Source organism: Arthrobacter sp. B3I9, assembly GCF_030816935.1.
Taxonomy (GTDB): domain Bacteria; phylum Actinomycetota; class Actinomycetes; order Actinomycetales; family Micrococcaceae; genus Arthrobacter.
The window spans coordinates 3,883,734-3,910,432 of the sequence record NZ_JAUSYO010000001.1; the positions used below are offsets into that span (position 1 = coordinate 3,883,734).

Consider the following 26,699-nt stretch of genomic DNA (forward strand, 5'->3'; position numbering starts at 1 on the left):
CTCAGCGGAGCGGGGCAGCGAGCTCCGTTCAGCTCCCCCGGGACTGGCCGCGCTGCCCCCGCGGAATACTGTCGGTGCCGTAGGGCATGATGGAGGAATGAAGGGGCAGCAGCTCGCCGGCGGCACACTCGCGGCCGACGCCATGGACCGATTCAGCCGTCCGACCAGGGACTGGTTCCTGGGCGCCTTTACCGCGCCCACCCCGGCCCAGAACGGTGCGTGGAACGCAATCTCCTCCGGTTCACACGCCTTGGTGGTGGCGCCGACCGGCTCCGGCAAAACCCTCGCGGCGTTCCTCTGGGCACTGGACCGGCTGCTCGTCTCCGCTCCCGAAGCGCCCGAGGAACTCCCCGGCCTCGCCCCCGCTAAGGGCACACGCCGCAAGGCACCGAAGCGGAACACCCGGGTGCTGTACATCTCACCGCTGAAGGCGTTGGGTGTCGACGTCGAACGGAACCTCCGCGCGCCACTCATCGGCATCACCCAGACCGCGAAACGTCTCGGATTGCCTGCCCCGTTGATCACCGTGGGCGTCCGCTCCGGCGACACCCCGGCGTCGGACCGCCGCGCGCTGCTCAGCAACCCGCCGGACATCCTCATCACCACGCCCGAGTCGCTGTTCCTGATGCTCACCTCCAAGGCGCGGGAGACCCTGAGTGAAGTGGACACGATCATCGTGGACGAGGTGCACGCCGTCGCGGGCACCAAGCGGGGGGCGCACCTGGCCGTATCGCTGGAACGCCTCGACGCGCTGCTGCCCAAACCCGCACAACGGATCGGGCTCTCGGCCACGGTGGAGCCCAAAGAACTCGTGGCGCAGTTCCTGGCCGGCGCGGCACCCGTCGAAATCGTGGCGCCGCCGTCGAAGAAGAACTGGGACCTGACGGTTTCTGTTCCGGTGGAGGACATGTCCGATCTTCAGGGGGCGGCGGGGGCCTTCGACTCCGGTCCGGCTTCCGGGCTCCAGCCGCAGGCCTCGATCTGGCCGCATGTGGAGGAGAAGATCGTGGACCTGGTGCTGGCCAACCAGTCCACCATCGTGTTCGCGAACTCCCGTCGGCTCGCGGAACGGCTGACCGCCCGGCTCAACGAGATCTATGCCGAGCGCCAGCTGATGGCGGCGGGCGCCGGTTGGGACGAGCTCGGCGGTCCGCCTCCGGATTTCGGGGAGCCCGGGGAACCCTCCGGCGGCCCCGATGCCCGGCCGAGACCGGCCGCAACCGGCACCTCGACCGCGACGCCCGCCCACATGATGGCCCAGGCCGGCAGCACGGCCGGCGCCGACCCGGTGCTCGCCCGCGCCCACCACGGCTCTGTGTCCAAGGACCAGCGGGCCCTCATCGAGGACGACCTGAAATCCGGGCGGCTGCGCTGCGTCGTCGCCACGTCGTCCCTGGAACTTGGAATCGACATGGGCGCCGTGGACCTCGTCGTCCAGGTGGAGTCCCCGCCCTCGGTCGCCAGCGGGCTGCAGCGCGTGGGCCGTGCCGGCCACCAGGTCGGGGAGATCTCCCAGGGCGTGCTCTTCCCCAAGCACCGGGCGGACCTGGTGCACACGACCATTACGGTCGAACGGATGCTCGCGGGCAAGATCGAACGGCTGTTCGTCCCCGCGAACCCGCTGGACATCCTGGCCCAGCAGACCGTCGCAGCCACCGCGCTCGGGTCCATCGACGTGGAGGAATGGTTCTCCACCGTCCGCCGCAGCGCCCCGTTCGCTTCCCTGCCCCGCTCGGCCTTTGAAGCCACCCTGGACCTGCTGGCCGGGCGCTACCCCTCGGATGAATTCGCGGAGCTGCGGCCCCGCATCATCTGGGACCGCAACGCCGGCACCATTGAAGGGCGGCCCGGCGCCCAGCGGCTGGCCGTCACCTCCGGCGGCACCATTCCGGACCGCGGCCTGTTCGGCGTCTACATCATCGGCACGGAAGTGGAAGGCCCGGGCGGTGGGGGCTCCCGCGGGGCGAGCGCCGACGGCCGGGCGGCGAGCCCTGCTGCTGCCGCGGCCAAAGGCGGGCGGCGCGTGGGTGAACTCGACGAGGAGATGGTCTACGAATCCCGGGTGGGCGACGTCTTCGCCCTGGGGGCCACCAGCTGGAAAATCGAGGACATCACCCACGACAGGGTCCTGGTGTCCCCCGCCTTCGGCCAGCCCGGAAAGCTCCCGTTCTGGAAGGGCGACTCCCTCGGGCGGCCGGTGGATCTGGGCCGGGCGCTCGGCGCGTTCGTGCGCGAACTGTCCGCGTCCGACGTCGGGCCGGCCACGGAACGGTGCAAAGCCAGCGGCCTGGACGATTTCGCGGCCAACAACCTGATCCAGTACCTCGCGGAACAACGGCTCGCCACCGAAGTGGTGCCCAGTGATACAACCCTGGTGGTGGAGCGTTTCCACGACGAACTCGGCGACTGGCGCGTGGTCCTGCACAGCCCCTTCGGCATGCCGGTACACGCACCCTGGGCGTTGGCTGTCGGGCAGCGCCTGCACCAGCGCTATGGGCTGGACGGCTCGGCCATGGCCGCCGACGACGGCATTGTGCTGCGGGTACCCATGATGGAGGACGAACCGCCCGGAGCGGAGCTGTTCCTGTTCGACCCGGAGGAACTTGAGCAGATCGTCACTGCGGAAGTCGGCGGCAGCGCCCTCTTCGCCTCCCGCTTCCGCGAATGCGCCGCCCGCGCGTTGCTGTTGCCACGGCAGAACCCCGGCAAACGGCAGCCCCTGTGGCAGCAGCGCCAACGCTCTGCCCAGCTTCTGGATGTCGCACGGAAATACCCGAGCTTCCCGATCGTGCTGGAAACGGTCCGCGAATGCCTGCAGGATGTCTATGACCTCCCGGCGCTGAAAGACATCGCGGCGTCCATCGAGCGCCGGGAGCTGCGGATCGTGCAGACCACCACGCAGCAGCCGTCGCCGTTCGCCAAGTCCCTGCTGTTCGGCTACGTGGCGCAGTTCCTCTACGAGGGGGATTCCCCGCTCGCCGAGCGGCGGGCAGCCGCGCTGGCTCTGGATTCGACCCTGCTCAACGAGCTCCTGGGCCGGGTGGAGCTGCGCGAACTCCTCGACGCCAAGGTCATCGACGCCACCGAGCGCGAGCTGCAGCGTCTCGCCACCGACCGGAAGGTACGCGGCCTGGAGGGAGTGGCGGACCTGCTCCGGCTGCTGGGCCCTCTTACCCCGGAGGAAGTCGCCGCACGCCTGGAACCGCCGGCGGATGCCATGGTGGCGGAGCCCGTCCCGGCGGAGCCCACGGCGGCTGGGCCCGTCCCTGCCGAGCTGGCCGAGCCCATGGCCGCGGCCAATGCCGGGGCGCCGGCCGCGGAGCTTGTCCAGCCGGTTCCGGAAGCCGGCGGCATCCTGCTCGTCGACGCCGCCACCCACCTCGCCGCCCTCCAGCGGGCCAATCGTGCCATCAAGGTGAACGTCGGCGGCGTGGAACGCTTCGCTGCCGTGGAAGACGCGGCCCGCCTGCGTGACGCGCTCGGCGTCCCCCTCCCCATGGGTGTGCCGCTGGCTTTTATCGAACCCGTGGCGGATCCGCTGGGCGACCTCGTCTCCCGCTACGCCCGGACGCACGGACCGTTCACCTCCGGCGAGGCGGCCGCCCGGCTGGGACTGGGCGTCGCCGTGGTCGGCACTGCACTGAAAAGGCTCGCCGCGGACGGCCGCGTTGTGGAGGGGGAGTTCCGTCCGCACGCCTCCCCGCCGGAAGCGACGGCGACGACAGCCGCCGCGGACGCCGCCTCGGCCGGCACGGATGCCGGTCCCGGAACACAGCACTCCCCCGCAGTGCCGTCCTTGGCGGGTGTCAGCGAGTGGTGCGACGCCGAGGTCCTCCGCCGGCTCCGCCGCCGGTCCCTCGCCGCGCTCCGGGCCGAGGTCGAGCCCGTGGACGCCGCCGCCTATGGCCGTTTCCTGCCTGCCTGGCAGAATGTCCGCACTCCCGGCCGGCGCGGCCAGTCCGCGCTGCGCGGGCTGGACGGCATCATCACCGCCGTCGACCAGCTTTCCGGGGTCCCCATCCCGGCGTCCGCCTGGGAACCACTGGTCCTCGCGAGCCGTGTGTCCGACTACCAGCCGGCCATGCTCGACGAACTCATGGCTGCTGGCGAAGTACTCTGGTCCGGCGCCGGTGCATTGCCGGGCAATGACGGCTGGGTGAGCCTGCACCTGGCCGACTCGGCCCAGCTGACGCTGAACCCCGCCGTGGAGTTCGAGCCTGGGGACGCGCAACAGCGGTTGCTGGACCACCTGCGGAACAACGGCGGCGGATACTTTTTCCGGCAACTGACCGAGATCGCCGGTGGCATGGACACCGTGCTGAGCGACCAGGACGTGACCTCCGCGCTCTGGGACCTCGCCTGGGCCGGCCGGGTTACCGGCGACACCTTTGCCCCGGTGCGTGCCCTGATTGCCGGCGGCCACACCGCGCACCGGCAGGTGTCCCGGGCTCCGCGGGCGCGGGCACCAAGGATGAGCAGGCTCGGGCGCGCCCACGGCACCGGTCTTCTGGGCTCGCCCGGGTTGACCGGCGGCCGCTACGGCTCGATGTCAGGCACGGCACCGACTCCGCCGCTGGCCGCGGGGCGTTGGTCCGCACTGCCCGCCCCGGAACTCGATCCCACCATCCACGCCCGGGCGACGGCTGAACTCCTGCTGGACCGTTACGGGGTGGTCACCCGCGGTTCCGTCATGGCGGAGAACATTCTGGGCGGGTTCGGGCTGATGTACAAGGTACTGGCCCGGCTGGAAGAGGCCGGGCGATGCCGGAGGGGTTACTTCATCGAGCATCTCGGCGCTGCCCAGTTCGCTGTCCCCGCCACGGTGGACCGGTTGCGGTCCTATGCCGAGGACACCGAGCTGCATAAACCCGAGCCGACCGCCCTGGCCCTCGCCGCCACGGACCCTGCCAACCCCTACGGCGCTGCCCTGCCGTGGCCTGCCCTCAACGTCGAAGCGGGGACGGGACACCGCCCGGGCCGGAAAGCGGGAGCGCTTGTAGTGCTGGTCGACGGCGCCCTGGTCCTGTACGTGGAACGCGGCGGAAAGACCCTGCTCGCCTTCAGCGAGGATACCGACACCCTGGCTGCCGCCGGCGCGTCCCTGGTGGGCGTGGTGACCCGCGGGGCGGTCGACAAACTGATCATGGAAAAGGTCAACGGCCACGGCATCCTGGACACGCCCGTTGCCTCTGCCCTCGCCCAGGCCGGCGCCTACTCAACCCCGAAGGGACTGAGAATCCGTGCCTGAGGGAGACTCCGTGTTCCGCGCCGCCGCGCAGCTCCACGCCGCGCTGGCCGGCCAGCAACTGCTGTCCTCGGACTTCCGCGTGCCACGCTTCGCCACGCTCCGACTTGGCGGCTGGACCGTGACGGAGGTGGTGCCGCGGGGCAAGCACCTGTTGATGAGGTTGCAGGGGCCCGCGGCGCAGGAGTCGGACACCGTGCCAGGGCCCGCGGAGCAGCCGGGACAATCGGCTTCCGGACACGCGGCGGCTCCCGCCGGCGCCGCCTCCCCCGACAGGAACCGGCTGACCATCCACTCGCACCTCAAGATGGAGGGGACCTGGCAGGTCTACCCGCCCGGGGGACGGTGGCGGAAACCCGGGTTCACAGCGCGGTGCGTCCTGCGCACGGCAACAGCAGATGCCGTGGGCTTCTCGCTGGGCATCCTCGAAGTGGTCCGGACGTCCGAGGAGGACTCGGTTGTGGGACATCTGGGTCCGGACCTCCTCGGTCCGGACTGGGATCTGGCGGAGGCAGAACGGCGGATCCGTGCTGCCCCCGACGTTCCCATAGGTGTGGCGCTGCTGGACCAGCGGAACCTGGCAGGGATCGGGAACATCTATCGCTGCGAAGCCTGTTTCCTCTCCGGCGTCCATCCGGCGTCGCCCGTCTCCGCTGTGCCCGACCTGGCCGGCATGATTGACGACGCAAAGGTCCTGCTGGAGGCCAACGTCGGGGCGGGCCGCCGGAGCACAGTCCTGAATCCGCGAGGTGTGGCCGTGGGCCGGACTTCAGGGTTGCCCGGCTATTGGGTCTACCGGCGTGAACACCAGCCCTGCCTCAAATGCCGTACGCCCATCCGGCGAGGAGTGCTCGGACCAGCAGGCGGTACCGAGGAACGGGACATCTATTTCTGTCCCAAGTGCCAGCCGGCCCCGGTGAGCGGCGCCGCCCAGTGACGCCGGCCCCGCCCATCTCAACCCCGACGGGTCAGGGAGCCAGCGGCACCTCGGATGCCTCCGGCGTCGTTTCTTTGCGCTCCGGCACGGTGAAGCGCGGCAAGAGGAGCTGCACGAGCGGACCGATGGCGAGGGCGTAGAGCACCGTCCCGACCCCCACGGATCCGCCCAGCAACCAGCCAGCGGCCAGCACCACCACTTCGATTCCGGTCCGGATGGCCCGCACCGACCAGCCGGTGCGCCCGACGAGTCCGGTCATCAGCCCGTCCCGTGGGCCCGGCCCGAGACGGGCGCCGATGTAGCAGGCGGTGGCGATGCCGTTGAGCAGGACGGCCCCGGCGAGCATCGCTGCCTGCCCGACAAGGTGCGAGAACGCCGGCATGAGGGCCAGCCCGATGTCGGCGAAGACGCCCACCAGCACGGCGTTGAGCAGCGTGCCGATGCCGGGCCGCTGCCGGAGCGGGATCCAGAGGAGCAGCACCAGGAAACTCGTGATCATCACAACGGCGCCGATGCTCAGTCCCGTTTTGGCCGCGATGCCCTGATGAAAAACGTCCCAGGGATCCAGTCCAAGACCGGCCCGGATGAACATCGCGATCGAGAGGCCGTACATGGCAAGGCCAATGAGGAGCTGCAGGAGCCGTCGAGTCATCATCGCTCCATTCTCTTCGATAACTGGCCGGTCACGAACCGGGCGCCGGATAGACGGTTCCCCGCCGCCTCGTGGAAGGCCACGTCGTGTGCGCAGGGAACCATCAAAACCGCGACAAAACGGCGCAGGAAGCACCGCCACGTAGAATGGACCGGTGATGCAATCCCCCCTTCCCGTGCGCGATGGCGTCAACGCCACCCGCCTTCGCCTCCCGGACGAGGGACCGTGGGACACCGCGATGGACTACATGATGCACCGCTGGGGGCACATCGACCCGCAGGGCATCGAGGACCGGTTCGACGCCGGCGAAATCGTGGGTGAAGCCGGACTCCCCCTGGACCGGACCACGCCGCTCCAGAACCACACCTTCATCTGGTACTACCGCACCCTGCCCCCGGAGACCCGGATTCCGGTGGAGCTGGACATCCTGCACCACGACGAGCACCTCCTCGTCGTGGACAAACCCCACTTCCTGCCCACCACGCCTGGGGGTACCTACATCCAGGAGTCCGCCCTGGTCCGGCTCCGGAACCAGCTCAAGCTGCCGGACCTCGTACCGATGCACCGGCTGGACCGCATGACGGCCGGAATCCTCTTGCTGTCCACCAACCCGGAAACCCGCGGCAAATACCAGGTGCTTTTCGAAAAGCGGAAGGTCCAGAAGGAGTACGAGTGCGTCGCCGCGGCCGAGCCCGCCGCAGGTTACCCCGGCGTCGACTTCCCGGTGGTGGTCCGGAACCGGATGACCAAGTCGCGCAGCTACCTGCTGGCCGAGGTGGTTGACGGCGAACCGAACGCGGAGACCCGCATCGAGCGGCTCCGGACCTTCGGAAAGGCTCCTGCTGCTGGAAGTACAGGGATGCCCGACGGCGAAAACCGCCATCGTGCGCTGTACCGCCTGCAGCCCCACACCGGGAAAACCCACCAGCTGCGGGTGCATATGGCATCGCTTGGCCTTGGCATAGTTAACGACGCGTTCTACCCGGAGCTGCTGGACAAGGCCCCGGACGACTACGCCAAACCACTGCAGCTGCTGGCCCGCGGGATCCGGTTTGTCGACCCCATCAGCGGCAAACCGGTGGAGTACCGCAGCCGGCTGACCCTCAGCGAAGCCCGCTGAACCTGCCGGGAGCATCCCGCCCATGAGCCGCCCCTAGTCGCGGAGCGGACGGGAGGTTCAAGGGGGCCGGAAGTGCGGTACGTTGTGCCCATGGACTTCGGCAGCGCGGACAGCTGGGGGGACATGATCTATATGTGGATCGTCCCGATCGTCATGGGCGACGCCATTTTTCCTCCGGTCCCGTCCGAGATGGTAGTCATCACCGGCGGCGCCCTGTCCGCGGACGGCCGGGCCAATGTCGTCCTGGTGGTCCTCCTCGCCACCCTGGCGTCCTGGCTTGGCGACGTCCTCGTGTTCCAGCTCTTCAAGCGGCGCCTCAGCCATGTTCTGGACCGCTGGCACTGGGGCCGGGCGTTCCACCTGGCCGTACACAGGGCCATCGCCCAGGCCGGCCGGTCCTCCACCTACGGAGCGATCATCGGCATCCGCTTCATCCCCGGCGGGCGGCTCGGGACAACGGCAGCCGCGGGCATCGCCAACGTCTCCACCCGCGGCTTCAGCCTCTGCGCCGCCCTCGGGGGCCTGCTCTGGGCCGTCTGGTCCGTGAGCCTGGGCTATTTCACCGGCGCGGCCACTGGGCTGCCTTTCTGGGCGAGCTCCCTGATCGGGGTCGGCGTGGGGCTGGCGATCGGCGCGGTGGTGGGCATCATCGTCACGCGTCGGCGCGGCGACCGCTCCCCCGTGGTGGAAGGCCCCGAGGACCAGCTGGACGGCTGACGCCCGCGGCTGCGGCTGCGGCTGCGGCTGCGGCTAGACGGGTGCCCATCGGCCGCGGCTGCGCCGGAGCACCGTCATGGCGCCGGTCACCGCAACGCGTTCGACGGCGTCGCGCATCATCGCTGCCGACTCGTGGGCCTGGCTGTTCTCTCCGCCGTATGTCGTCGCGTTAACGAGGAACCGCAGATTCAGCTGGGGAACGCCGCCGGCCAGCTCCAGCTGATTTGATTCGACATGGTGCCGGGTCTCCAGCGCCTCCACGGCAGCCGCCATCACGGCCTCCGGCGGATTGCCCGGCTTGAGCCCGGTGATTTTCAGTCTGGTCTGGAACGACGGCATGACCTCCAGCCTAGATGGTCCGGATACCGCGCCCAAGAGCGCGGAACGGGACTAGCCGGTGTTGCGGAGGCCTGCCGCGACTCCATTGACGGTGATCAGCATGGCGCGCTGGAGCCGTTCGTCGATTTCGGCGCCCGACAGGCTCTCATCGCCCGTTGACTCAGACCGGATGCGGCGCAGCAGCTCCACCTGCAGGTAGCTGATGGGGTCGAGGTACTGGTCGCGGATCTCCAGCGACCGCTTGAGGGTCGGCTGGGCATCGAGCAGCAGGTCCTCGCCGGTGAGCCGCTGGATCTCGGCGACCGTAAGGTCGTACTCGTCCCGGATGGCCCGGAAGAGATGGTGGAGCCCCTCCGGCACCAGCGTGGAAACGTAGTAGCCGGCGATGTCCATGTCCGTCTTGGCAAGCGTCATTTCGACGTTGGAGAGCACCGACCGGAAGAAGTGCCAGCCCTCCATCATCTCCCCCAGCTGGGCCGAGTGGCCGGCCTCGCGGGCGGCCTTCAGGCCGGAGCCGACGCCGAACCAGCCCGGCACGATCTGCCGCGACTGGGTCCAGCCGAACACCCACGGGATCGCGCGCAGGCCTTCGAGTCCGGCGCCGGAATCGGGGCGCTTGGACGGGCGGGAGCCGATGTTGAGGGAGCCCAGCTGCTCCACCGGGGTGGAAGCCACGAAGTAGGCGGGCAGGTCCGGGTCCTCGATCAGCGCCCGGTACCGTGCGAAGGCCGCGTCGGAGATCGTCTCCATCACGTGGCCGTACCGTCCGCGCTGGTCCTCGGAGGTGCGCGGGGCGCGGTGCAGCGCCGAGCCCTGCAGCACGGCGGCCAGCGAGAGCTCCAGGTTTTCCCGGGCAAGCTCGGGCAGCGAATACTTGTCCGAAATGACCTCGCCCTGCTCGGTGAATTTGATTTCACCCTCCAGCACGCCGTTCGGCTGGGCCAGGATCGCGTCGTAGGTGGGCCCGCCGCCACGGCCCACCGAGCCGCCGCGGCCATGGAAGAGGCGCACGCGCACACCGTGCTTCGCCGCGACGTCCCGGAGTTTCCGCTGGGTCTTGTGGATCTCCCACTGGCTTGTCATGACGCCGGATTCCTTGTTGGAGTCCGAGTAGCCGAGCATGATCTCCTGCACGTCCCCGCGCAGCCGGACCAGCTCACGGTAAGACGAATCGGAAAGCAGTTGGTCCACGATCTCGGCCGAGGCACGCAGCTCGTCCACGGTTTCCAGCAGCGGGGCGAAGCCGATCCTGGCGTAGGGCCTCTCGCCGAAGAGGCTCACAAGCCCGGCCTCGCGGGCCAGGACGGCCGCGGCCAGCACGTCGTCGGCGCCGCGGGTCATCGAGATGATGTAGGTCTCGATCACATCGGGGCCGTAGGTCTTCAAGGCGCGGCGGATCTCACGGAAAACGTCGTACGTGCCGTCGGCGGCGCCGTCGAGCTTAATGGGGTGGCCGGAGAGCGGGCGCCGCGACGCCAGCTCGGAACCCAGCACCTCCAGCCGTTCGGCACGGCTCAGTTCGGCGTACCGGACGCCGGGACCGCCCAGCCGGTCCATCAGCTGCCCGACGGCGTCGTGGTGGTGGTCTGCATGTTCGCGGATGTCCAGGGTTGCCAGGTGCAGCCCGAACGACGCGATGGCCCGGCGTACCCTCGCCAGCGCACCGTCCGCGGCAAGAGCGCCGTGGTGGTTCCGCAACGACCCGTCCAATAGAGCCAGCTCGGCGAGGAGCTCCGCGGTGGTGGTGTAGTCGCGTCCGGGCTCGTGCGCAGACCCGGACGCGACCCGCCGCCCGGTGTTCAGCAGCTTGGCCTTGATGCAGGTGAGCTTGAGCCGGTACGGCTCCTGGCCGTTCAGTTCGAGGACCCTGCGGTCCAGGCCCGGCAGGTTGCCGAGGTCGACGTCGATCGAGTCCAGCAGCTCCTGGTCCGCCCCGGCGAGCGCCGTCGAGTTGGACAGGATGGAGATGAGCCCGTCGAGCAGGGCGATGCTGATCCGGACTGCATGCTGGTTCTGGATCTGCAGGATCTCTCGGGTGACCGCTGCCGTGACGTTCGGGTTGCCGTCCCGGTCCCCGCCGATCCAGGAACCGAAGCGGATGGGCGCCTTTTCCGCGGGCAGCGTGACGCCGTGCTCGCCGAGGAGCTCCGAGAGGTCCGCCAGCATTTCCGGCATGGCGTCGGTAAGGATGCTCGTGAGGTAGTAGATGGCGTTCCGGGCCTCGTCCACCGGCGTGGGCCGGACCTGCCGGAGCTCGTCGGTCTGCCACATCTGGTCAATGACTTCTGAGAGCTGGCGGTCCTGGCGGCGCCGCGCGGAGGTCCCCTCCGCGGTGCTCTCGGCGAGGATGTCGGAGAGCCGGCGGACTTTGTCGAGAACGGAGCGGCGGGACGCCTCGGTGGGATGCGCGGTGAAGATGGGGCGGACATCGAGTCCGTTGACCACCTCCTGCAGCACCGCCGGTCCGGCCTGTCCGGCGATGTCACCCACGGTCTTGGCCAGCCAGCCGTCCTTTTCCTGGCGGCTCCGCAGCCCGCGGACCCGGTGGACCTGCTCGGCGGCGTTGGCCAGATGGAAATAGAAAGCGAAGGCGCGGACCAGGTCCGTTGCCTGGTCAAGGGGCAGGGAGCCGAGCAGTTCGCGGACCTGCGCCACGACGTCGTACGAGCTCCACGGGCCGGTGGCATCCGCCCCGCCCCGGGCGGCTTCCTTGGACTCCTTGGTCAGCAGCCGGACCTGCTCGACGAGGTCAAGGAGTTCAGGCCCGTGTTGGCGGACCAGGGATTCACCCAGCAGGGTGGACACCCGGCGAACATCGGCGCGCAGTTCGGCGGCGAGATCGGTGTCGGAATTGATTGCAGTGTCAGCCATGGAAACTATCTTTCGAGGGTTCGGCGTGGCTCGTACACTGCGCTGGATACTGTGAGCCCGGTTACTTCTTCCTAAGGGATGCTACCCGCAGCCGGGGCCGGCTGGGAATCCGTCTCAGATAGTGTCACCGCCCCGCTTGCGCCCCGCCCGCCCCAGATAGCTGGCAGTTGGGGTCGTTTTGGGGGCTCATAACGACAAGAGGTGCCAGCCAGTTGGGAGGACCCTAGGCTTGGATGAAAGGCACGCATCCACCGCTCGGGAGGCACCCACGACCACCAACCCCGGCCCCGACGCCCAGCTCGCCCGCTGGCAGCGTTTCCGGACCAGCCGCAACAGGGCCCTCGCAAGCGGGCACGGCTGGCTCACGCTGACATCGTTGCAATGGTTGGAGAGCGAGCCGTCCGCCGTCGAGCTCGCACCGGGCCGGTGGTCCACGGACGATACGACGGCGTTCCTTACCGCGGACGCCGCCGAGGGACTTACGCTGGTGGACAGCGGTGCGGCGGTGGACGGCACCATCAGTGCCCGGCTCTCCGATGAGGAGTCCTTGATGTGGGTCCAGTACGGCGGGGAGGACGGGCAGCAGGTCGTCGTGGAGCTCGCCATGCGGGCCGGAAAGTACGCCATCCGCACCCGGGACTCCCAGTCGCCCGTGTTAACCGAGTTCGACGGCGTGCCCGTCTTCGATTACCGCCCGGACCTCGTGGTCGAGGCGCGGTTCGTGCCCTACCCCGAGCCGGTGGACATGCCCGTCGGCACCGCCAACCCCCTGGTGGACGGCATGCACCGTTCGGTGGGCGAGCTGGTGTTCCGGCTGCCCGGCAAAGACCACGAGTGCCGCCTGCAGGCCGAGGAAGAAAAGCTCGGGGCACTGACCGTGACGTTCCACGACGAGACGAACGGAGAGACGACAGACGAGTGGCGCAAGGTCTCCACCACCCGGCCGCGCCCGGACAACACGGTGATCCTGGACTTCAACCGGGCCATCAACTACCCCAGCGCCTTCACCCCGTACGGCACCTGCCCCATGCCGGTGAAGAACAACAGCCTGGACTACCGGATCGAAGCCGGCGAGAAGGAGCCGGGACTCTACTAGACGATCGCGGACACCCCGGTGACGGCGCGGCCCACGATCAGGGTGTTGATCTCGTAGGAGCCCTCGTAGGTGTAGATCGCCTCGGCGTCGGAGAATATTTTGGCCATCCGGTAATCGGTGACGATCCCGTTGCCGCCAAGGAGGGACCGGCCCAACGCCACCGTTTCGCGCATCCGGGCGCTGACGTAGGACTTGGCCAGCGCCACTTGGGGCATGTCCGCCGCACCCCGCTCCTGAAGCTGGGCAATCCGGACCATCATGCCCATGCTCGCCACCGCATTTCCGAGCATCGTCACCAGCTGCTGCTGGATGAGCTGGAACTTCGCCAGCGGACGGCCAAACTGCTGGCGTTCGACGGCGTACTGCCGGGCGACGTCGAACGCGGCCAGCTGCTGGCCAACGCCCTGCCACGCGACCATGATCCGCGACCCGCGCAGCAGCTCGTTCGTGTCCTCGAAGCTGCTGATGCCGGCGAAACGGTCCGCTTCCGCCACCCGGACGTCCTCGAACACGATGTCCGCGTTCTGCACGGTGCGCAGGGCGATCTTGTTCTCGATCCTGCTCCGCCGTACGCCGGGCAGCGTCGCATCCACGATGAAACCGCGGATGGCGCCGTCGTCCTCGTCCCGGGCCCACACGAGCATGTAGTCGCAGAACGTGCCGTTGCCGATCCAACGCTTGGCGCCGTTGAGCACCCAGCAGTCGCCGCCGTCGTCCGCTCCCCCGGGAACGCGCCGGGCGCGGGTTTCCATGCCGCCGGCGACATCGGAACCGTGCTGCGGTTCGGTCAGGGCGAAGGCGCCGGTGGTCCGCAGGCTGGCGGCGTCCTCGAGCAGGCGCGCCTTCTGCTCCTCCGAGCCGAAGCCGTAAAGGGATTCGACGAAGAGGTCGTGGTGGACCAGGAAGAACGTCGCGAGCGAGGTATCCACCCGGGTCATCTCGGCGATGACCAGCCCGGCGAACAGGTGGCTGTAGCCGCGTTGGGCCGGTGCGCTCAGTTCCAGGGCGGCCAGCCTGGGCAGGATGTGGGCAGGGAATTCGGCCTTGTTCCACCAGTCGGTGGCGAAGGGGGCCACTTCGCTCGCCAGGAACCCGCGCAGCTCCGCCAGCTTGGCCTGTTCGGTGGCGCTGAGCAGGGACTCGAAGTCGAAGAAGTCGGCGGCCGGCAGGCTCGACGCCGAGCCCGACACCGACGGCAGGCCGGAGGCCGGCCCGGTCGCCCCGGCCGGCATCACTTGGGCCCCATCCGGATGGCGCCGTCGAGGCGGATGGTCTCGCCGTTGAGCATGGCGTTGTCGACGATGTGCGCCACCAGGTTCGCGTACTCCCCCGGGCGCCCGAGCCGCGAGGGGTGCGGTACCTGGCGGCCCAGGGAGTCCTGGGCCTCCTGGGGCAAGCCGGCCATCATCGGCGTCTCGAAGATGCCCGGCGCGATGGTGACCACGCGGACCAGCGAGCGCGCCAGTTCGCGGGCAATCGGAAGGGTCATCGCCGCCACGGCCCCTTTGGAGGCAGCGTAGGCGGGCTGGCCGATTTGGCCGTCGAAGGCAGCAACGGACGCAGTGTTGATAATGACACCGCGCTCCGGTCCGCCGAGCTCGGTCATGGCAGGCTCGGTTGCCGCCATCGCCGCAGCGGCCAGCCTGAGCACATTGAAGGTGCCCACCAGATTGATCTGGACGACGCGGTTGAAGTCCTCCAGCGGCAGCACACCGTCACGGCCCAGGACCTTGCCGGGGGTGCCGATGCCGGCGCAGTTCACCACGATCCGCAGCGGCCCGAGGTCGGCGGCGGCATCGACGGCGGCCTGCACCTGCTCTTCGTTGGTCACATCCGCGGGGACGAAGACAGCCGTGGGGGCTGGTGTCACGGGATCGGCGTCGTTTTGCTCGGTGCGGCCGTTCAGCTCGGCCGCGAAGGCTTCCCCGGCCGAGCCCGGCAGGTCCAGCAGCACCACGGAGGCACCAGCGTCGAAGAGCCGCCTCGCCGTAGCCGCGCCCAGGCCCGAGGCCCCGCCGCTAACCAGCGCAACAGTACCTTTGATGTCCATGCATCCTCCTTGATGTGGATCCTGCTCCCGGCCGCGTACTGCACCAGCACGCCTCCCGGCGCCGGCCGCAGCTGCCCCGGTTGCCGCTACCGACAGCCGCCGCACGCAACATTAGTTAGTTCAGGTTAACTGGAAGACCGGGCGTTCCGCACCTTTTCCCGGGATTCCGCTACCGCGGCCTGCGCGCCGCTAGGCTTGTGGCATGACCCCAACAGACGCCTCTGCCGCTCCGGACTGGTCATTCCGCGCCGACGAAGCGGCCCGCTCGGTGACCAGGCTTTTCGGGCAGCGGCTCTGGTTCCTGCCGGGGACCCACATCGGCGCGATCGTCCGGCCCTCGCGCGGGCTGAAGAACCTCGCCCGGCCTTGGCACTACTGGTGGCAGGCCCAGTATCTGGACTGCCTGGTGGACGCGGGCCGCCGTGAAGCAGGCGCCGGCGGCCGGCCGGGAGCCAGGTTCGACGGCGTGAACCGGCCCAGCGCGGGCCGGCTCGCCTCACAACTGCTCACCGGCGTCCGGCTGCGGAACTTCCTCACCTTCGTCAACAACTATTTCGACGACATGGCCTGGCTGGCCCTCGCCACCGGCCGGCTGCAGGAACTGGCCGAGGACACCCGCAACCCGGCCGGGCGGCGGCGGAACGCCAAGGCCCTGCACACCCTCACCCTGCAGTTCGACTCCGCCTCCACCGACGACCTTGGCGGCGGCACTTTTTGGAGCAAGAAACGGGACTTCAAGAACACTCCGGCCACCGCCCCGGTGGCGCTGTACTACGCGCGCCGCGGCTATCGGGCCAAAGCGCAGGCCCTGCTGGACTGGCTGGACGCCCGGCTTTACGACCCCGAACAGGGCCTGTACCAAGACGGCCTGCGCATCTCCGGCGGAGGCGGCGTGGTGCTCGAAAGCGCCATCTACACCTACAACCAGGGCCCGGTCCTCGGCGCCCTGTTGGAGCTCGGGGGCGCGGCGAACCTGGAACGGGCGTCCAGCCTGGTTGCTTCGGTGGCGCGGGGGCTCACCCGCCCGGCCCCGCTACCCGGGCGGAACGCCACCGTCCTCCGCTGCGAAGGAAACGGCGACGGCGGACTCTTCACCGGAATCCTCGCCCGGTACCTGGCGCTGGCCGCCGTCGACGTCCGGCTCCCCGCCGGGACCCGCGCGACGGCCGCGGCGCTGGTGAACGACACCGCACAGGCGCTCTGGGAGGGCCGCCGGATCCTCCCTGCGGACGACCCCCTTGCCCGCGCGGGCGGCCGGCTGGTCTTCTCGGCTCGGCCGGAACTGCCGGCCGGTCAAACTTACCCGGCGGGCTCCGCCGTCGAACTCTCCACCCAGCTCCAGGCCTGGATGGTGCTGGAGGCGGCGGCGGCAATCGCCGCAGCACCCGACGGGCGGGCCGGAAAACCGCACGCCCCGCAGGCCGAGCGAGAGGGCCGCAGCAATTAAGTCACGACATAGTGTCGTAATTCATGTGATCCTGATCACATAAAGGGTCCTCGGCTTGGTTGCTTAGGTTTGGCTAACCTACAGTTTTTCGTAGTGAGCATGCCCTAAGTTCCCCGCTCACGGGAACGCGGGCTCCCTGACGAATTCCTTCCAGAAAGTAGCCCCATGAAGATCCGCAACAACGCGCTGGCAGGCATTGCCCTCGCCGCCACCGCCGCGCTCGGCCTGGCAGCCTGTGGCTCCGGCACCTCCTCCTCCACAGGCAGCAGCAGCGCCGCTGCAGCCGACGGCAAGGCTTCCGGTGAGATCACCGTGTACAACGCCCAGCATGAATCCCTGGCCAAGGAATGGGTGGACGCGTTCACCGCGGAAACCGGCGTCAAGGTGACCCTCCGGCAGGGCTCGGACACGGAAATGTCCAACCAGATCGTCCAGGAAGGCGCGGCGTCGCCCGCCGACGTGTTCCTGACCGAGAACTCCCCGGCGATGGCCCAGGTGGAAAACGCCGGGCTGTTTGCGGACGTGGACAAGGCCACCGTCGACCAGGTGCCGGCCGACTTCCGCCCCTCCACCAACAAGTGGACCGGCATCGCCGCACGCTCCACGGTCCTGGTCTACGACAAGGCCAAGCTGACCGAGGACCAGCTGCCCAAGTCCATGCTGGATCTGGCCAAGCCGGAGTGGCAGGGCAAGTGGGCGGCATCGCCGTCGGGTGCCGACTTCCAGGCGATCGTCTCGGCGCTGCTGGAACTCAAGGGCGAAGCCGCCGCCGCGGAATGGCTCACCGGCATGAAGGAAAACTACAAGCCCTACAAGGGCAACAGCACGGCAATGAAGGCCGTCAACGCCGGCGAGGTGGACGCTGCGCTGATCTACCACTACTACTACTACGGCGACCAGGCCAAGACCGGGGAGAACTCCAAGAACGTCACGCCGTACTACTTCAAGAACCAGGATCCCGGCGCCTTCGTCTCCGTGTCCGGCGGCGGCGTGCTGAAGTCCTCCAAGAACGCGGCGGCCGCGCAGGCGTTCATCAAGTTCATCACGGGCAAGAAGGGCCAGGAGATCCTGCAGACGGGCACCTCCTTCGAGTACCCCGTTGCCTCCAGTGTCCCGGCCAATGACAAGCTCGTCCCGCTGACGGAGCTGCAGGCGCCGGTCGTGGACCCGGCCAAGCTCAACTCCGCAAAGGTTACCGAGCTGATGACCAAGGCAGGGCTGCTCTAACAACTGTGACAACCAAGCTGGCGGTCCCCGGTAACCCCGGGGGCACGACGACGGCGGGCAGGGGCAAACGTCCCCGCCCGCCTGTTGGCGTTTCTGTTGTATCCGTCCTTGCGGTGCTGATCGCGTTGTTCGCGCTCCTTCCGCTGGGGTACGTCGTCGTGATGACCGCCGCCACAGGCTGGGACACCGCCGTCGCGCTGATCTTCCGCGAGCGAGTGGGCGAACTGCTGCTGAACACCGTGCTGCTGATGCTGTTCAGCGTGCCCCTGTGCCTCATCCTCGGCGTCGGCGGGGCATGGCTGGTGGAACGCACGCAGCTCAAGGGACACAAGTGGTGGGCGGTCCTGCTCGCGGCCCCGCTGGCGATTCCTGCCTTCGTCAACAGCTACGCCTGGGTTTCGGCGGTGCCCTCCCTTGGCGGCCTCTGGTCCGGCGTTCTGATCGCCACGTTGTCCTACTTCCCGCTGGTCTACATCCCCGCCGCCGCGACGCTCGGCCGGCTCGACCCCGCGATCGAGCAGTCCGCGGCCTCGCTGGGACTTGGCGCCTGGCGGACCTTCTTCCGTGTGGTGCTGCCGCAGCTGCGGATCGCGATGACCGGCGGCGCACTGCTGGTGTCACTGCACCTGCTGGCCGAATATGGCGCCTTCGCCATGATCCGCTTCGACACCTTCACCACCGCGATCATGGTGCAGTACCAATCCACCTTCAACGGCACCGCCGGCAACATGCTGGCCAGCGTGCTGGTGTTCTTCTGCCTCATCCTGCTGGTGCTGGAGGTCCGCGGCCGGGGCAGCGCCCGGTACGCAAGGATCGGTTCCGGCGTTCAGGGCGGGGCATTGCGCCTGCCGCTGCACGTTTACCAGCTCCCGGCCCAGCTGGCCCTCCTTGCCCTGACCGCGCTGGCCTTCGGGCTGCCCCTGACCTTCGTGCTCCGGTGGATCCTCGCGGGCGGGCCCGGCATCTGGGCCGCGGACGAATTCCTGCCGGCACTGCTGCAGACGATCGCCTACGGCCTTGCCGGTGCCCTCGCCACTACGGTTGTCGCGTTCCCCATGGCCTACCTTGCCGTCCGGCACGCCAGCTGGTTCAGCAAGGCGCTGGAACTGTCCAACTATGTGACCAGTTCGATGCCCGGGATCGTGGTGGGCCTGGCGTTCGTGACCGTCAGCATCCGCCTCCTGCCGGCCGTCTACCAGAGCGCCGGGGTCCTGATCGCCGCCTACGTCCTGCTCTTCCTTCCCCGCGCCCTGGTCAATATCCGGGCCGGACTGGCCCAGGCACCCAAGGAGCTCGATGAGGCGGCGCAGGCGCTGGGCAAGCCGCCGCTGGTGTCCTTCCTCCGCGTGACACTGCGCCTCACCGCGCCCGCGGCCGCCGGCGGCGCGGCCCTGGTGTTCCTTGCGATCGCCAATGAGCTGACCGCAACGCTGCTGCTCTCACCCAACGGCACCCACACGCTGGCCACCGAGTTCTGGAGCAAAAGCAGCGAAATCGACTACGCAGGTGCGGCCCCCTACGCCTTGCTGATGATCCTGATCTCGGCTCCGATGACCTACCTCCTCTTCCAGCAGTCCAAGAAAGTTGCAGGACAGTGACCGAAACTTCGCCCTTGCGCGATGCGCCCTCCCGGCTGCCGGAGCCGCGGATCGCCGCCTCCGTGGCCACCAGCACCAACAGCCACCTGGAGATCGACTCGGTGACCAAGAGCTTCGGCACCCAGGCCGTCCTCCAGGGTGTCAACCTTTCGGTGGCGAAGGGCGGAACCACGGCGATCGTCGGTCCCTCCGGTTCCGGCAAGACAACGCTGCTGCGGCTCATCGCCGGGTTCGAGCACCCGGGCACCGGCACCATTTCGCTCAACGGACGAAAAGTAGCCGGCGACGGCGTCTGGGTCCCCGCGCATAAGCGCCACGTAGGATACGTGGCGCAGGACGGCGCCCTCTTCCCGCACCTGAGCGTCGGACAGAACATCTCGTTCGGCCTTGACGCCGCCAAGCTCGAAGGCGGGCACCGTGCCGTCAAGGCCCGGGTCGCGGAACTGCTGGAGATGGTGTCCCTCGACGCCGCAATGGCCAAACGCCGGCCGCACCAGCTCTCCGGAGGCCAGCAGCAGCGCGTGGCCCTGGCCCGGGCCCTGGCCAGGGAGCCCGAACTCATGCTGCTGGACGAACCCTTCTCCGCCCTGGACGCCGGGCTCCGCGTGGCCACCCGCCGGGCGGTCGGCAAGGTCCTGCAGGACGCCGGCGTCACCACGATCCTGGTGACGCACGACCAAGCCGAGGCATTGTCGTTCGCGGACCAGGTTGCGGTGATGCGCGGCGGCCGGCTGGCGCAGATCGGCAACCCGTTCGTCGTCTACACCCGCCCCGCGGACCGCGCCACCGCTGAGTTCCTTGGTGACGCCGTGATCCTGGACGCCTGGATGGAGGGCTCGCTGGCGACCTGCTCGCTTGGCGGCATCCCGGTCCGCAGGCCCCCGGCGCAGGGACGGGTCCAGCTCATGCTGCGGCCTGAACAGATCCGGATCGCCGAGGACGGACCCATCCGCGGCGTCGTGGTGGACACCGACTACTTCGGGCCGGAAACCACGGTGCGCCTCAAGCTCGCCGTTCCGCCCGTCCTCGCCGAGGGTGCGGTGGCGGATCACCGCTACCCGGGCGGCGGGGAAATCATCACTATCCGCCACTGGAACGCCTCGATCGCCCGTCCCGGCACCGAGCTGTGCCTGCGGGTGGTGGGCGAAGCCGTGGCCTTTCCCATGGACGACCCCGCGCCGCAGCAGTAGCGCCGCGCCCGCCCGCACCTTCCGTTGAGCCCGCCCCGCCCGGGCATAGGGTTGGGGCATGACTGTCCAGCCAGCGCTCCACCGTCAGCACTGCTCCGTCGCCGCTCCCACCCAGCTGTGGCTCGACGCCGACGGCCGGCTCGGAGGCGAAGAGAGCGGCTGGTTCACCGGCCTGCTGCATGGGGCCACGCGGATGCTGTGCCAGGCCGAGGTCCGCGTCAACGGCATGGCGCCCGAACCGGCTTCGGTCGAGGCGGAGGCCGGCGGAGTGCTGCGCGTCCGGGGACTCGTCCGGGGCATTCCCGGACCCACGGAAGATCCCGCCGTCGAACTCGTCCAGACGTGGACCGTCACCCCGGGCGTAGTGCGCCACGCGCTGCAGGTGAACACCTCGTTCGATGCCCTCGACGTCGAGATCGAAATCCGGCTCGCCGCTGACTTCACCGACATGGCCGCCATCCGTCTCAGCCGGTTCCGCGAGCCGGTCGCACCGTTCGCCGCGGACGACTCGGCCCTGCGCTGGCGCAGCGGCGCCCGGACCCTCACGGTGGCCGCGGCCGGCAACATCGCCCCGGAAGAACGGCTGCTCTGGCATGGAACGGCGGGACGCGGCAGGCCCTTCGAAGCGGAATGGCAGGCCGTCGTGGCGGACAGCGAGGACGCGGTGGTCGCTGCCCGCCCTCCCGCCGCCAGGGAGCCCCGCCCGGCGCCGTCCGGCGCACTTGGCCTGCTGCTCGAGAATTCCCTCGACGAACTTGCAGGACTCCGACTGGCTTCCCGGCAACTTCCGGACGCACCCTTCCTGGCCGCCGGGGCGCCCTGGTATTTCACGCTCCTTGGCCGGGAATCGCTGTGGGCGGCACGCCTGCTGTTGCCGCTCGACACCGCGCTGGCAGGCGGCACCCTGCGCACCCTGGCCGCCTACCAGGGGGCCAAGCATGATCCGGCCGCCGCCGAGGAACCCGGGAAATTCCTGCACGAACTGCGTTCCAAGGAGTTGGTGCTGGAGAGCCAGGGACTTCGCCTGCCGCCGGTCTATTACGGGGCCGTGGACTCCACACCGCTGTGGCTCTGCCTGCTCGGGGAACTGGGCCGCGCCGGGACCGATGACAGCACCGTCCGCGCACTGTTGCCGAACGCCGCACGCGCCGCGGAATGGCTGTTGGCTGCCGGCAACGCAGGTTCCGCCGCCGACGCCGTTGCCGCCAACGCCGGCTTCCTTAGCTACCAGGACACCACGGGGCACGGGCTCAGCAACCAGGGCTGGAAGGACTCCGGGGACGCCATGCAGTTCCGCAACGGCCGCCGGGCGGACGGCCCGATCGCGCTCTCCGAGGTCCAGGGCTACGCGTACCAGGCCGCAGTGGAAACCGCCGAGCTGTTTGATGCCTACGGAGAGCCCGGCGGCCAGGCGCTGCGGGACTTCGCCGAAGCCCTGAAGCAGGCTTTCCGCGAGCGCTTCTGGCTGGAGGACGAGGGAGGCCTGTTCCCGGCCATGGCCCTCGACGGACACGGTGAGCCTCTGGATGTGCCGGGCTCGAACATGGGGCACCTGCTCGGCACCGGCATCCTCGACGCGTCCGAGTCACGCCTGGTGGCGGACCGCCTGCTGAGCCCGGAGCTGTTTTCCGGGTTCGGGGTCCACACGATCTCGCGCCGCGCCGCCGGATTCTGGCCGTTCAGCTATCACTGCGGCTCTGTCTGGAGCCACGATACGGCCATCGCGATCCGCGGGCTGCTCGCCGAGGGCTTCCTCGCGGAGGCGCGGAGCCTGGCCGAAGGACTGCTGACCGCCGCCGCCGCATTCGACCACCGGCTGCCGGAACTCTTTGCCGGCGTGCCCTCCGACGAATCCGCCCGCGCAGTCCCGTATCCGGCGTCCTGCCATCCGCAGGCGTGGTCTTCAGCCTCGGCTGTGGTGATCGCCCAGGCCATGGGCGCGGGGTTCTGATCCCGGCCGCATTCCGTGCTTCCGGCTAGGGCCGGGCGCCCCGGGCCGTGCGGAGCCCGTCGGCCAGGATGACGATCCCGGTGACGGCCACCGCCAATCCCACTGAGGCGGTCACGTCCGTCAGCCAGTGATAGCCCAGGTAGAGCCTGCTGAGGGCCACCAGCGCTGTTCCGGCGGCCGCCGCGGCATAGGCCACCACCGCCGTCGGACGGCCCGCCCGGCCGGAGCCGGCAACCAGGTAGGCGAGCACGAGCAGGAAGACGCCGGTGCCGAACGTGTGGCCGGACGGAAAGGACAGCGCGTCGTCCGGGCCGAGGAGGAAATCCGCGGCAGGCGGCCTGCCGCGGTCCACCGCATGCTTGATGAGCGTGGACAGGACAAAGGTCGCCGCCATCGCGCCCAGCAGCAAGGCCGGCCGCCACAGCTCCCGTTTCCAGATGGCCCAGCCGGCGGCGAGCACCAGGCCGGCCACCGCCATGCAAACCGGCGAGGTCACGGCCGACACTCCTGCCAGGATCGCCGTCGCCATCGCATTCCGCGTCGCCACGAGGCCGTAATGGACCGGCCCGTCCCAGGCCGCCATACCGGTGTCGGACTGGACCGCCGCCAGCATCGCCCAGAACACCGCGTCCCCGGCCACCAGCAATCCGGCGGCCAGGAAGAAAAGCCGGCGCTGTGACGCGATCGGGGCGGAAGCTCCGCGGGAAGTGTCTGCGGCCGGGCCGTCAGGAGTCACCGGCCCGTGAGGGGTCAGCCGGCCGGCAAGGGTTACCGGACCGTCGGGGGTCACCGGGCTGTCGAGGGCTACCGGGCTGTCAGGAGTGACCGGGCCGGCAGGGGTGAGCGGCAGGCGCTGGGCAGAGGGCATGGTTCGAGTCTGGCATGCCCACCTGCCGTAGGTCCGGACGTCCGCTGGGAGTTTCCTTGGTACGCGCTTCCGGTCAGGGGCCCGACGGGCGTTTGACCTGCGGGTACGGTGTCTCGTGACGCGCGAGCATGGCAACGAACCCGGCGATCTTCCGCTGTCTCGTCGATGCCTGCTTGACCGCATTGGTGCGGTAGATCAGCGCATACCGGTTCACCGAAGTCAGCACGTCGAACATTGCCTGCGCCCGCGGCTCGGCCGCGATGGCCGCAGCCAGATCCTCGGGCACCTCGGCGGTCGCGGCCCCGGAGTACGCGGCCTCCCACCTCCCGTCGGCCTTCGCAGCGGCGACGGCGGCGGCGCCCGCAGGTGCCATTCGCCCTGCGGCTTCAAGCAGTCCGATCCGGTCCACGTTCCTCGCGGACCAAACGCTCTTCGGCCCCCTCCGGGTCATGCGCTGGAACGAACTTTCGTCGTCCCGGCGCCTGCCCTGGCCGTCGATCCAGCCGAAACACAGCGCTTCCTGCAGCGCCGCCTCGTAGTCCAGGCCGGTCACCGAACCGCCTTTCTTGTGCAGCACAAGCCACACGCCCGGACTGTCTGCGTGGTGCTCCTCGAGCCAGGCGCGCCATTCGGCTGCGTCCCGGACCAGCAGTTCCTCAAGTTCAACAGGCATGCTTCATCGTCTCCCGGCCCTGACCAAAATCACCCTTTGGTGGCACGATTATCCCTGAGAGCCGGAACTTCTCCGATCCCTAGGGAGCTACCCATGTTGCGTGTCCGACCCATCCATTTCACCTCCCGGCCGGACGAGTGGGGGCGGCTTCTCACGGCGCTGGGCATGGTCAAGACCGTCGACGACGGCGACTGGCAGGAATTCGACGCCGGCTCAGGCCGCGTGGCGCTGCACAAGGTGGATCGCGATGCCGGGGAATCCGGGGGCGCGGAATCTGGAGGCGCTGTATCCGGGGGCGCGGTATCGGGGGGCCCGCGCGACGGCAGGACCGAGTTCGGCGTCGAGGTCGGTGATCTTGCGGAGTTCACGCGCCGCACGAACGCCGCCGGCGCGGAGGACGGAACGTCCCCCGCCGAGCTGGTCCGGGCTGCGCACGGCGAGGCGTGCCGGATCACGGGCGGGGACGGGTTCGCCTTCTTCGCGGACAAGGCAGGAGACGGCGCTCAGGGCGCGGGTGCCGATCCTGCCCTTGCGGTGGCCGCTGTCTGGTTCACGCCGGACACTGCCGCCGCCGCTCAAACTCTGCGGAACATGGGCGCGAGGCTCCGCCCGTCGCCGGACGCCGACGAAACGGCGGACTTTACGGCTAAGAACGGCGGCGTGCTGATGGTGCGCCCCGCCAGCGGTGCACCACACTGCAGCCTGGGCTTTGAATACACCGGCAACCTTTCCGCCCTGCGGGACCGACTGGCCGCGGCGGGCCACCGGGTCAGCGTTACGGAGGAGGCCTTCGGACGGACCCTGCACGTGGCCAATCCCGACGCCGCCAATCCGGACGGGGCCGGTCTGCCGGATGGGTCCGCCAGGGGGACGGCGCTCTGGATTTCGGCCAAACCCGCGGCCGGGTGAGTGCAGCCACGCGGCACGTCAGGGATGCGGTAGAACTTAACCATGAACGTTCGCACTCCTGACCCGAATCCCGGCTGGCTCTCTGAAGACGATTTATTCGAGGCGCGCGGCCGGCTGCCCATGGTCTACGTGGAGGCCGTGCCAGTCCGGCTGGATCCGCTCGGGTTCGTGAACGAGGTCGGCACGCTGCTGCAGGCCGACGAAGACGGAAACATGATTCGGTCCTTGGTCTCCGGCCGGGTCCTCTACCGCGAGACCATCCGCGCCGCGCTCCTGCGCCACATGGAGAAGGACCTGGGGCCGCTGGCGTTCCCGCAGCTTCCCATCAGCCCGGTACCCTTCACGGTCGCCGAATACTTTCCGGCGCCGTCGCACACCGGGTTTACCGACGACCGCCAGCACGCCGTCGCGCTGGCGTACATCATCCCGGTCACTGGCGAATGCTCGCCCCGGCAGGACGCCCTGGAGCTCACCTGGATGACACCGCAGGAGGTCATGGGCTCGGACGTGCAGCTCGAATTCAGCGGTGGCCGCGGTGCGCTGATCCGGCAGGCCCTCGCCTTCGCAGGCGTCGGAAACTGACGTCTGCCGGGCGGCTGCGGCCTGCCCCGGACGCGCCCGATGACGCTCGGGACAACCCCAGCGTCCCCGACTTAGCCCCCTTGCCTTTGTAGACTGTTGGGCGGACCGCAAGAGAATTTAAGGACCCAGATGACCCACCCGCCAGCTTCCCGGAACTACAGCGAACAGCAGGCTGGCTCTCTGCAGAGCGGCCACCACCTGCTCCTTCCGGACGGCCAACGCTCCGCCGAGATCCAGAGCGTGGACGTCGAAACGGACGATTTCGGCAACGCTGCACTTGTCCTCGCCACCCTGACCGGCGGCGGGATGCTGCGGATCGCTGCCGGTTCCGCCGTCACCGTCCTCGTCGGCTCCGAGGACGCGGCCGAGGAGGCTGCCCGCCGAGACGGCGCAGATCCGGTCGCCACCCCGGAGGTCCGCCCCCAAGACGGCGCCGTCGCTCCCGGCCCCGGTAGTGAGACGCGCGCCGCGGACGCTCCCACGGCTCAGGCTCCTGCCTCTGTGGCGCCCGGCACTGCGCTGCCTCCCGCCCTCGTCGTCCCTCCCCTGCCGGCCGTACCGCCGGCGGTGAGCGGCCCGAGCGAGGAGGACCTCGCATTGATCCCGTCCTTCGAGGGGACGCCGGAGTCCGTGGTGGAGGCCGCGGCGCTGGCACACCCGGACGCGGTGGGCGTGCAGCTGCTCGCCGAGCGGTTGGCCAAGGGCATCAACACCAAGTCGGGCAGCTGCCTGAAGGACCTCAGCGACCTGGCGCACGAGCTGTACATTCTCCGCAAGGACGACCAGAACGCCCTCGCCGTCGCCGACTTGCTCAACGTCCTGCCTTTCGACGGAAACCCCGGACGGTGGGCGTCGGTGGTGGCGTCCCTGGCTCTCTCCAGCTACATCTGCCGCAGGCTCGGGCAGGAGGAACGCGCCACTGTCTATGACAAGTTCCTCCGCGCGCCGGACAGCATGGAAACGGATCCGTTCAAGGCGCGGATCAACGCGAAGGTGCGGCAGCGATCGCTGAATGAACCCAACCTGTATGACAAGGAAATCTTCCGCTCCATCGACAACGCGAACCCGGACGCGGAACGGGAATGGCGCCTCCTGCGGCTGGAGGCTCTGCTGTTCCTGCGCGCGCATGGGGGCTCGGAAACAATCGGCACGCAGGAGCTGGAGCGCCGCATCAGCAACGAGCTCGAGTCGGTCCGCGCCTGACACCCGTGCGGCCCTACCCGGTTG

At 69.2% G+C, this 26,699-nt stretch carries 20 protein-coding genes; 13 read left to right on the forward strand and 7 right to left on the reverse strand.

The window, feature by feature from the left end:
- Positions 1-97: 97 nt before the first annotated feature.
- Positions 98-5,248 carry a DEAD/DEAH box helicase gene (locus tag QFZ65_RS17945; protein ID WP_306912096.1) on the forward strand — a complete coding sequence of 1,717 codons (5,151 nt, stop codon included), beginning with the start codon at positions 98-100 and terminating at the stop codon, positions 5,246-5,248.
- Entirely contained in the window at positions 5,241-6,182 is a 942-nt protein-coding gene (locus QFZ65_RS17950) for a DNA-formamidopyrimidine glycosylase family protein (RefSeq protein WP_306912097.1), read from the forward strand. Before QFZ65_RS17945 ends, QFZ65_RS17950 begins: the two co-directional genes overlap by 8 nt.
- Before the next feature lie 31 nt (positions 6,183-6,213).
- On the opposite strand, the gene QFZ65_RS17955 is transcribed toward QFZ65_RS17950, so the two are convergent.
- Positions 6,214-6,837 carry a YitT family protein gene (locus QFZ65_RS17955; protein ID WP_306912098.1) on the reverse strand — a complete coding sequence of 208 codons (624 nt, stop codon included), beginning with the start codon at positions 6,835-6,837 and terminating at the stop codon, positions 6,214-6,216.
- A gap of 154 nt (positions 6,838-6,991) precedes the next feature.
- On the opposite strand from QFZ65_RS17955, the gene QFZ65_RS17960 reads away from it, so the two are divergent.
- Both QFZ65_RS17960 and QFZ65_RS17965 read left to right on the forward strand, forming a co-directional pair.
- Positions 6,992-7,954, forward strand: coding sequence for an RluA family pseudouridine synthase (locus QFZ65_RS17960; RefSeq protein ID WP_306912630.1), 963 nt, complete (start codon positions 6,992-6,994; stop codon positions 7,952-7,954).
- 90 nt (positions 7,955-8,044) lie between these two features.
- Positions 8,045-8,671 (forward strand): DedA family protein, encoded by a 627-nt coding sequence (locus QFZ65_RS17965; protein WP_306912099.1) that lies wholly within the window; start codon positions 8,045-8,047, stop codon positions 8,669-8,671.
- A 33-nt stretch (positions 8,672-8,704) separates the two neighbouring features.
- Here the strand turns inward: QFZ65_RS17965 and QFZ65_RS17970 are convergent, their stop codons facing one another.
- The gene (locus QFZ65_RS17970; protein ID WP_306912100.1) at positions 8,705-9,010 is read right to left on the reverse strand and encodes a hypothetical protein; all 306 of its coding nucleotides are present in this window, start codon (positions 9,008-9,010) and stop codon (positions 8,705-8,707) included.
- A 51-nt stretch (positions 9,011-9,061) separates the two neighbouring features.
- Positions 9,062-11,881 (reverse strand): phosphoenolpyruvate carboxylase, encoded by a 2,820-nt coding sequence (gene ppc, locus QFZ65_RS17975; protein WP_306912101.1) that lies wholly within the window; start codon positions 11,879-11,881, stop codon positions 9,062-9,064.
- Positions 11,882-12,110: 229 nt separating this feature from the next.
- Here ppc and QFZ65_RS17980 point away from each other — a divergent pair, with 229 nt between their 5' ends.
- Positions 12,111-12,977: a DUF1684 domain-containing protein gene (locus QFZ65_RS17980; RefSeq protein ID WP_306912102.1), complete on the forward strand. Its 867-nt coding sequence runs from the start codon at positions 12,111-12,113 to the stop codon at positions 12,975-12,977.
- On the opposite strand, the gene QFZ65_RS17985 is transcribed toward QFZ65_RS17980, so the two are convergent.
- Both QFZ65_RS17985 and QFZ65_RS17990 read right to left on the reverse strand, forming a co-directional pair.
- On the reverse strand, positions 12,974-14,209 hold the full coding sequence (locus QFZ65_RS17985) for an acyl-CoA dehydrogenase family protein (RefSeq protein ID WP_306912103.1): 1,236 nt from the start codon (positions 14,207-14,209) through the stop codon (positions 12,974-12,976). The two genes, QFZ65_RS17980 and QFZ65_RS17985, sit on opposite strands and share 4 nt — an antisense overlap.
- Positions 14,209-15,027, reverse strand: coding sequence for an SDR family NAD(P)-dependent oxidoreductase (locus QFZ65_RS17990; RefSeq protein WP_306912104.1), 819 nt, complete (start codon positions 15,025-15,027; stop codon positions 14,209-14,211). Before QFZ65_RS17990 ends, QFZ65_RS17985 begins: the two co-directional genes overlap by 1 nt.
- Before the next feature lie 202 nt (positions 15,028-15,229).
- Between QFZ65_RS17990 and QFZ65_RS17995 the strand changes: the two genes are divergently transcribed.
- From QFZ65_RS17995 to QFZ65_RS18015, 5 genes are all read left to right on the forward strand, one after another.
- On the forward strand, positions 15,230-16,474 hold the full coding sequence (locus QFZ65_RS17995) for a glycoside hydrolase family 76 protein (RefSeq protein WP_306912105.1): 1,245 nt from the start codon (positions 15,230-15,232) through the stop codon (positions 16,472-16,474).
- 165 nt (positions 16,475-16,639) lie between these two features.
- On the forward strand, positions 16,640-17,701 hold the full coding sequence (locus QFZ65_RS18000) for an iron ABC transporter substrate-binding protein (protein WP_306912106.1): 1,062 nt from the start codon (positions 16,640-16,642) through the stop codon (positions 17,699-17,701).
- Positions 17,702-17,706: 5 nt separating this feature from the next.
- On the forward strand, positions 17,707-19,299 hold the full coding sequence (locus tag QFZ65_RS18005; protein ID WP_306912107.1) for an iron ABC transporter permease: 1,593 nt from the start codon (positions 17,707-17,709) through the stop codon (positions 19,297-19,299).
- Between the two features lie 50 nt (positions 19,300-19,349).
- Positions 19,350-20,489, forward strand: a complete 1,140-nt coding sequence (locus QFZ65_RS18010) for an ABC transporter ATP-binding protein (protein ID WP_306912631.1) — start codon at positions 19,350-19,352, stop codon at positions 20,487-20,489.
- 58 nt (positions 20,490-20,547) lie between these two features.
- Entirely contained in the window at positions 20,548-22,440 is a 1,893-nt protein-coding gene (locus tag QFZ65_RS18015; RefSeq protein ID WP_306912108.1) for a glycogen debranching N-terminal domain-containing protein, read from the forward strand.
- Positions 22,441-22,465: 25 nt separating this feature from the next.
- Here the strand turns inward: QFZ65_RS18015 and QFZ65_RS18020 are convergent, their stop codons facing one another.
- Positions 22,466-23,308 carry a phosphatase PAP2 family protein gene (locus QFZ65_RS18020; RefSeq protein WP_306912109.1) on the reverse strand — a complete coding sequence of 281 codons (843 nt, stop codon included), beginning with the start codon at positions 23,306-23,308 and terminating at the stop codon, positions 22,466-22,468.
- Positions 23,309-23,381: 73 nt separating this feature from the next.
- Positions 23,382-23,981, reverse strand: coding sequence for a YdeI family protein (locus tag QFZ65_RS18025; protein WP_306912110.1), 600 nt, complete (start codon positions 23,979-23,981; stop codon positions 23,382-23,384).
- Positions 23,982-24,074: 93 nt separating this feature from the next.
- Between QFZ65_RS18025 and QFZ65_RS18030 the strand changes: the two genes are divergently transcribed.
- From QFZ65_RS18030 to QFZ65_RS18040, 3 genes are all read left to right on the forward strand, one after another.
- Positions 24,075-24,890 (forward strand): VOC family protein, encoded by an 816-nt coding sequence (locus QFZ65_RS18030; protein ID WP_306912111.1) that lies wholly within the window; start codon positions 24,075-24,077, stop codon positions 24,888-24,890.
- A gap of 42 nt (positions 24,891-24,932) precedes the next feature.
- Positions 24,933-25,472, forward strand: a complete 540-nt coding sequence (locus QFZ65_RS18035) for an NUDIX hydrolase family protein (RefSeq protein WP_306912112.1) — start codon at positions 24,933-24,935, stop codon at positions 25,470-25,472.
- Between the two features lie 129 nt (positions 25,473-25,601).
- Positions 25,602-26,675 (forward strand): DUF6707 family protein, encoded by a 1,074-nt coding sequence (locus QFZ65_RS18040; protein WP_306912113.1) that lies wholly within the window; start codon positions 25,602-25,604, stop codon positions 26,673-26,675.
- The last annotated feature ends 24 nt before the right edge of the window (positions 26,676-26,699 follow it).

Excerpts from the sequence above, each read along its gene's own strand:
- QFZ65_RS17945 (WP_306912096.1), top strand. The coding sequence starts at position 98 with ATGAAGGGGCAGCAGCTCGCCGGCGGCACACTCGCGGCCGACGCCATG.
- QFZ65_RS17955 (WP_306912098.1), bottom strand. The coding sequence starts at position 6,837 with ATGATGACTCGACGGCTCCTGCAGCTCCTCATTGGCCTTGCCATGTAC.
- QFZ65_RS17960 (WP_306912630.1), top strand. The coding sequence starts at position 6,992 with ATGCAATCCCCCCTTCCCGTGCGCGATGGCGTCAACGCCACCCGCCTT.
- QFZ65_RS17965 (WP_306912099.1), top strand. The coding sequence starts at position 8,045 with ATGGACTTCGGCAGCGCGGACAGCTGGGGGGACATGATCTATATGTGG.
- QFZ65_RS17970 (WP_306912100.1), bottom strand. The coding sequence starts at position 9,010 with ATGCCGTCGTTCCAGACCAGACTGAAAATCACCGGGCTCAAGCCGGGC.
- ppc (WP_306912101.1), bottom strand. The coding sequence starts at position 11,881 with ATGGCTGACACTGCAATCAATTCCGACACCGATCTCGCCGCCGAACTG.
- QFZ65_RS17985 (WP_306912103.1), bottom strand. The coding sequence starts at position 14,209 with ATGCCGGCCGGGGCGACCGGGCCGGCCTCCGGCCTGCCGTCGGTGTCG.
- QFZ65_RS17990 (WP_306912104.1), bottom strand. The coding sequence starts at position 15,027 with ATGGACATCAAAGGTACTGTTGCGCTGGTTAGCGGCGGGGCCTCGGGC.
- QFZ65_RS17995 (WP_306912105.1), top strand. The coding sequence starts at position 15,230 with ATGACCCCAACAGACGCCTCTGCCGCTCCGGACTGGTCATTCCGCGCC.
- QFZ65_RS18000 (WP_306912106.1), top strand. The coding sequence starts at position 16,640 with ATGAAGATCCGCAACAACGCGCTGGCAGGCATTGCCCTCGCCGCCACC.
- QFZ65_RS18015 (WP_306912108.1), top strand. The coding sequence starts at position 20,548 with ATGACTGTCCAGCCAGCGCTCCACCGTCAGCACTGCTCCGTCGCCGCT.
- QFZ65_RS18020 (WP_306912109.1), bottom strand. The coding sequence starts at position 23,308 with ATGCCCTCTGCCCAGCGCCTGCCGCTCACCCCTGCCGGCCCGGTCACT.
- QFZ65_RS18025 (WP_306912110.1), bottom strand. The coding sequence starts at position 23,981 with ATGCCTGTTGAACTTGAGGAACTGCTGGTCCGGGACGCAGCCGAATGG.
- QFZ65_RS18030 (WP_306912111.1), top strand. The coding sequence starts at position 24,075 with ATGTTGCGTGTCCGACCCATCCATTTCACCTCCCGGCCGGACGAGTGG.
- QFZ65_RS18035 (WP_306912112.1), top strand. The coding sequence starts at position 24,933 with ATGAACGTTCGCACTCCTGACCCGAATCCCGGCTGGCTCTCTGAAGAC.
- QFZ65_RS18040 (WP_306912113.1), top strand. The coding sequence starts at position 25,602 with ATGACCCACCCGCCAGCTTCCCGGAACTACAGCGAACAGCAGGCTGGC.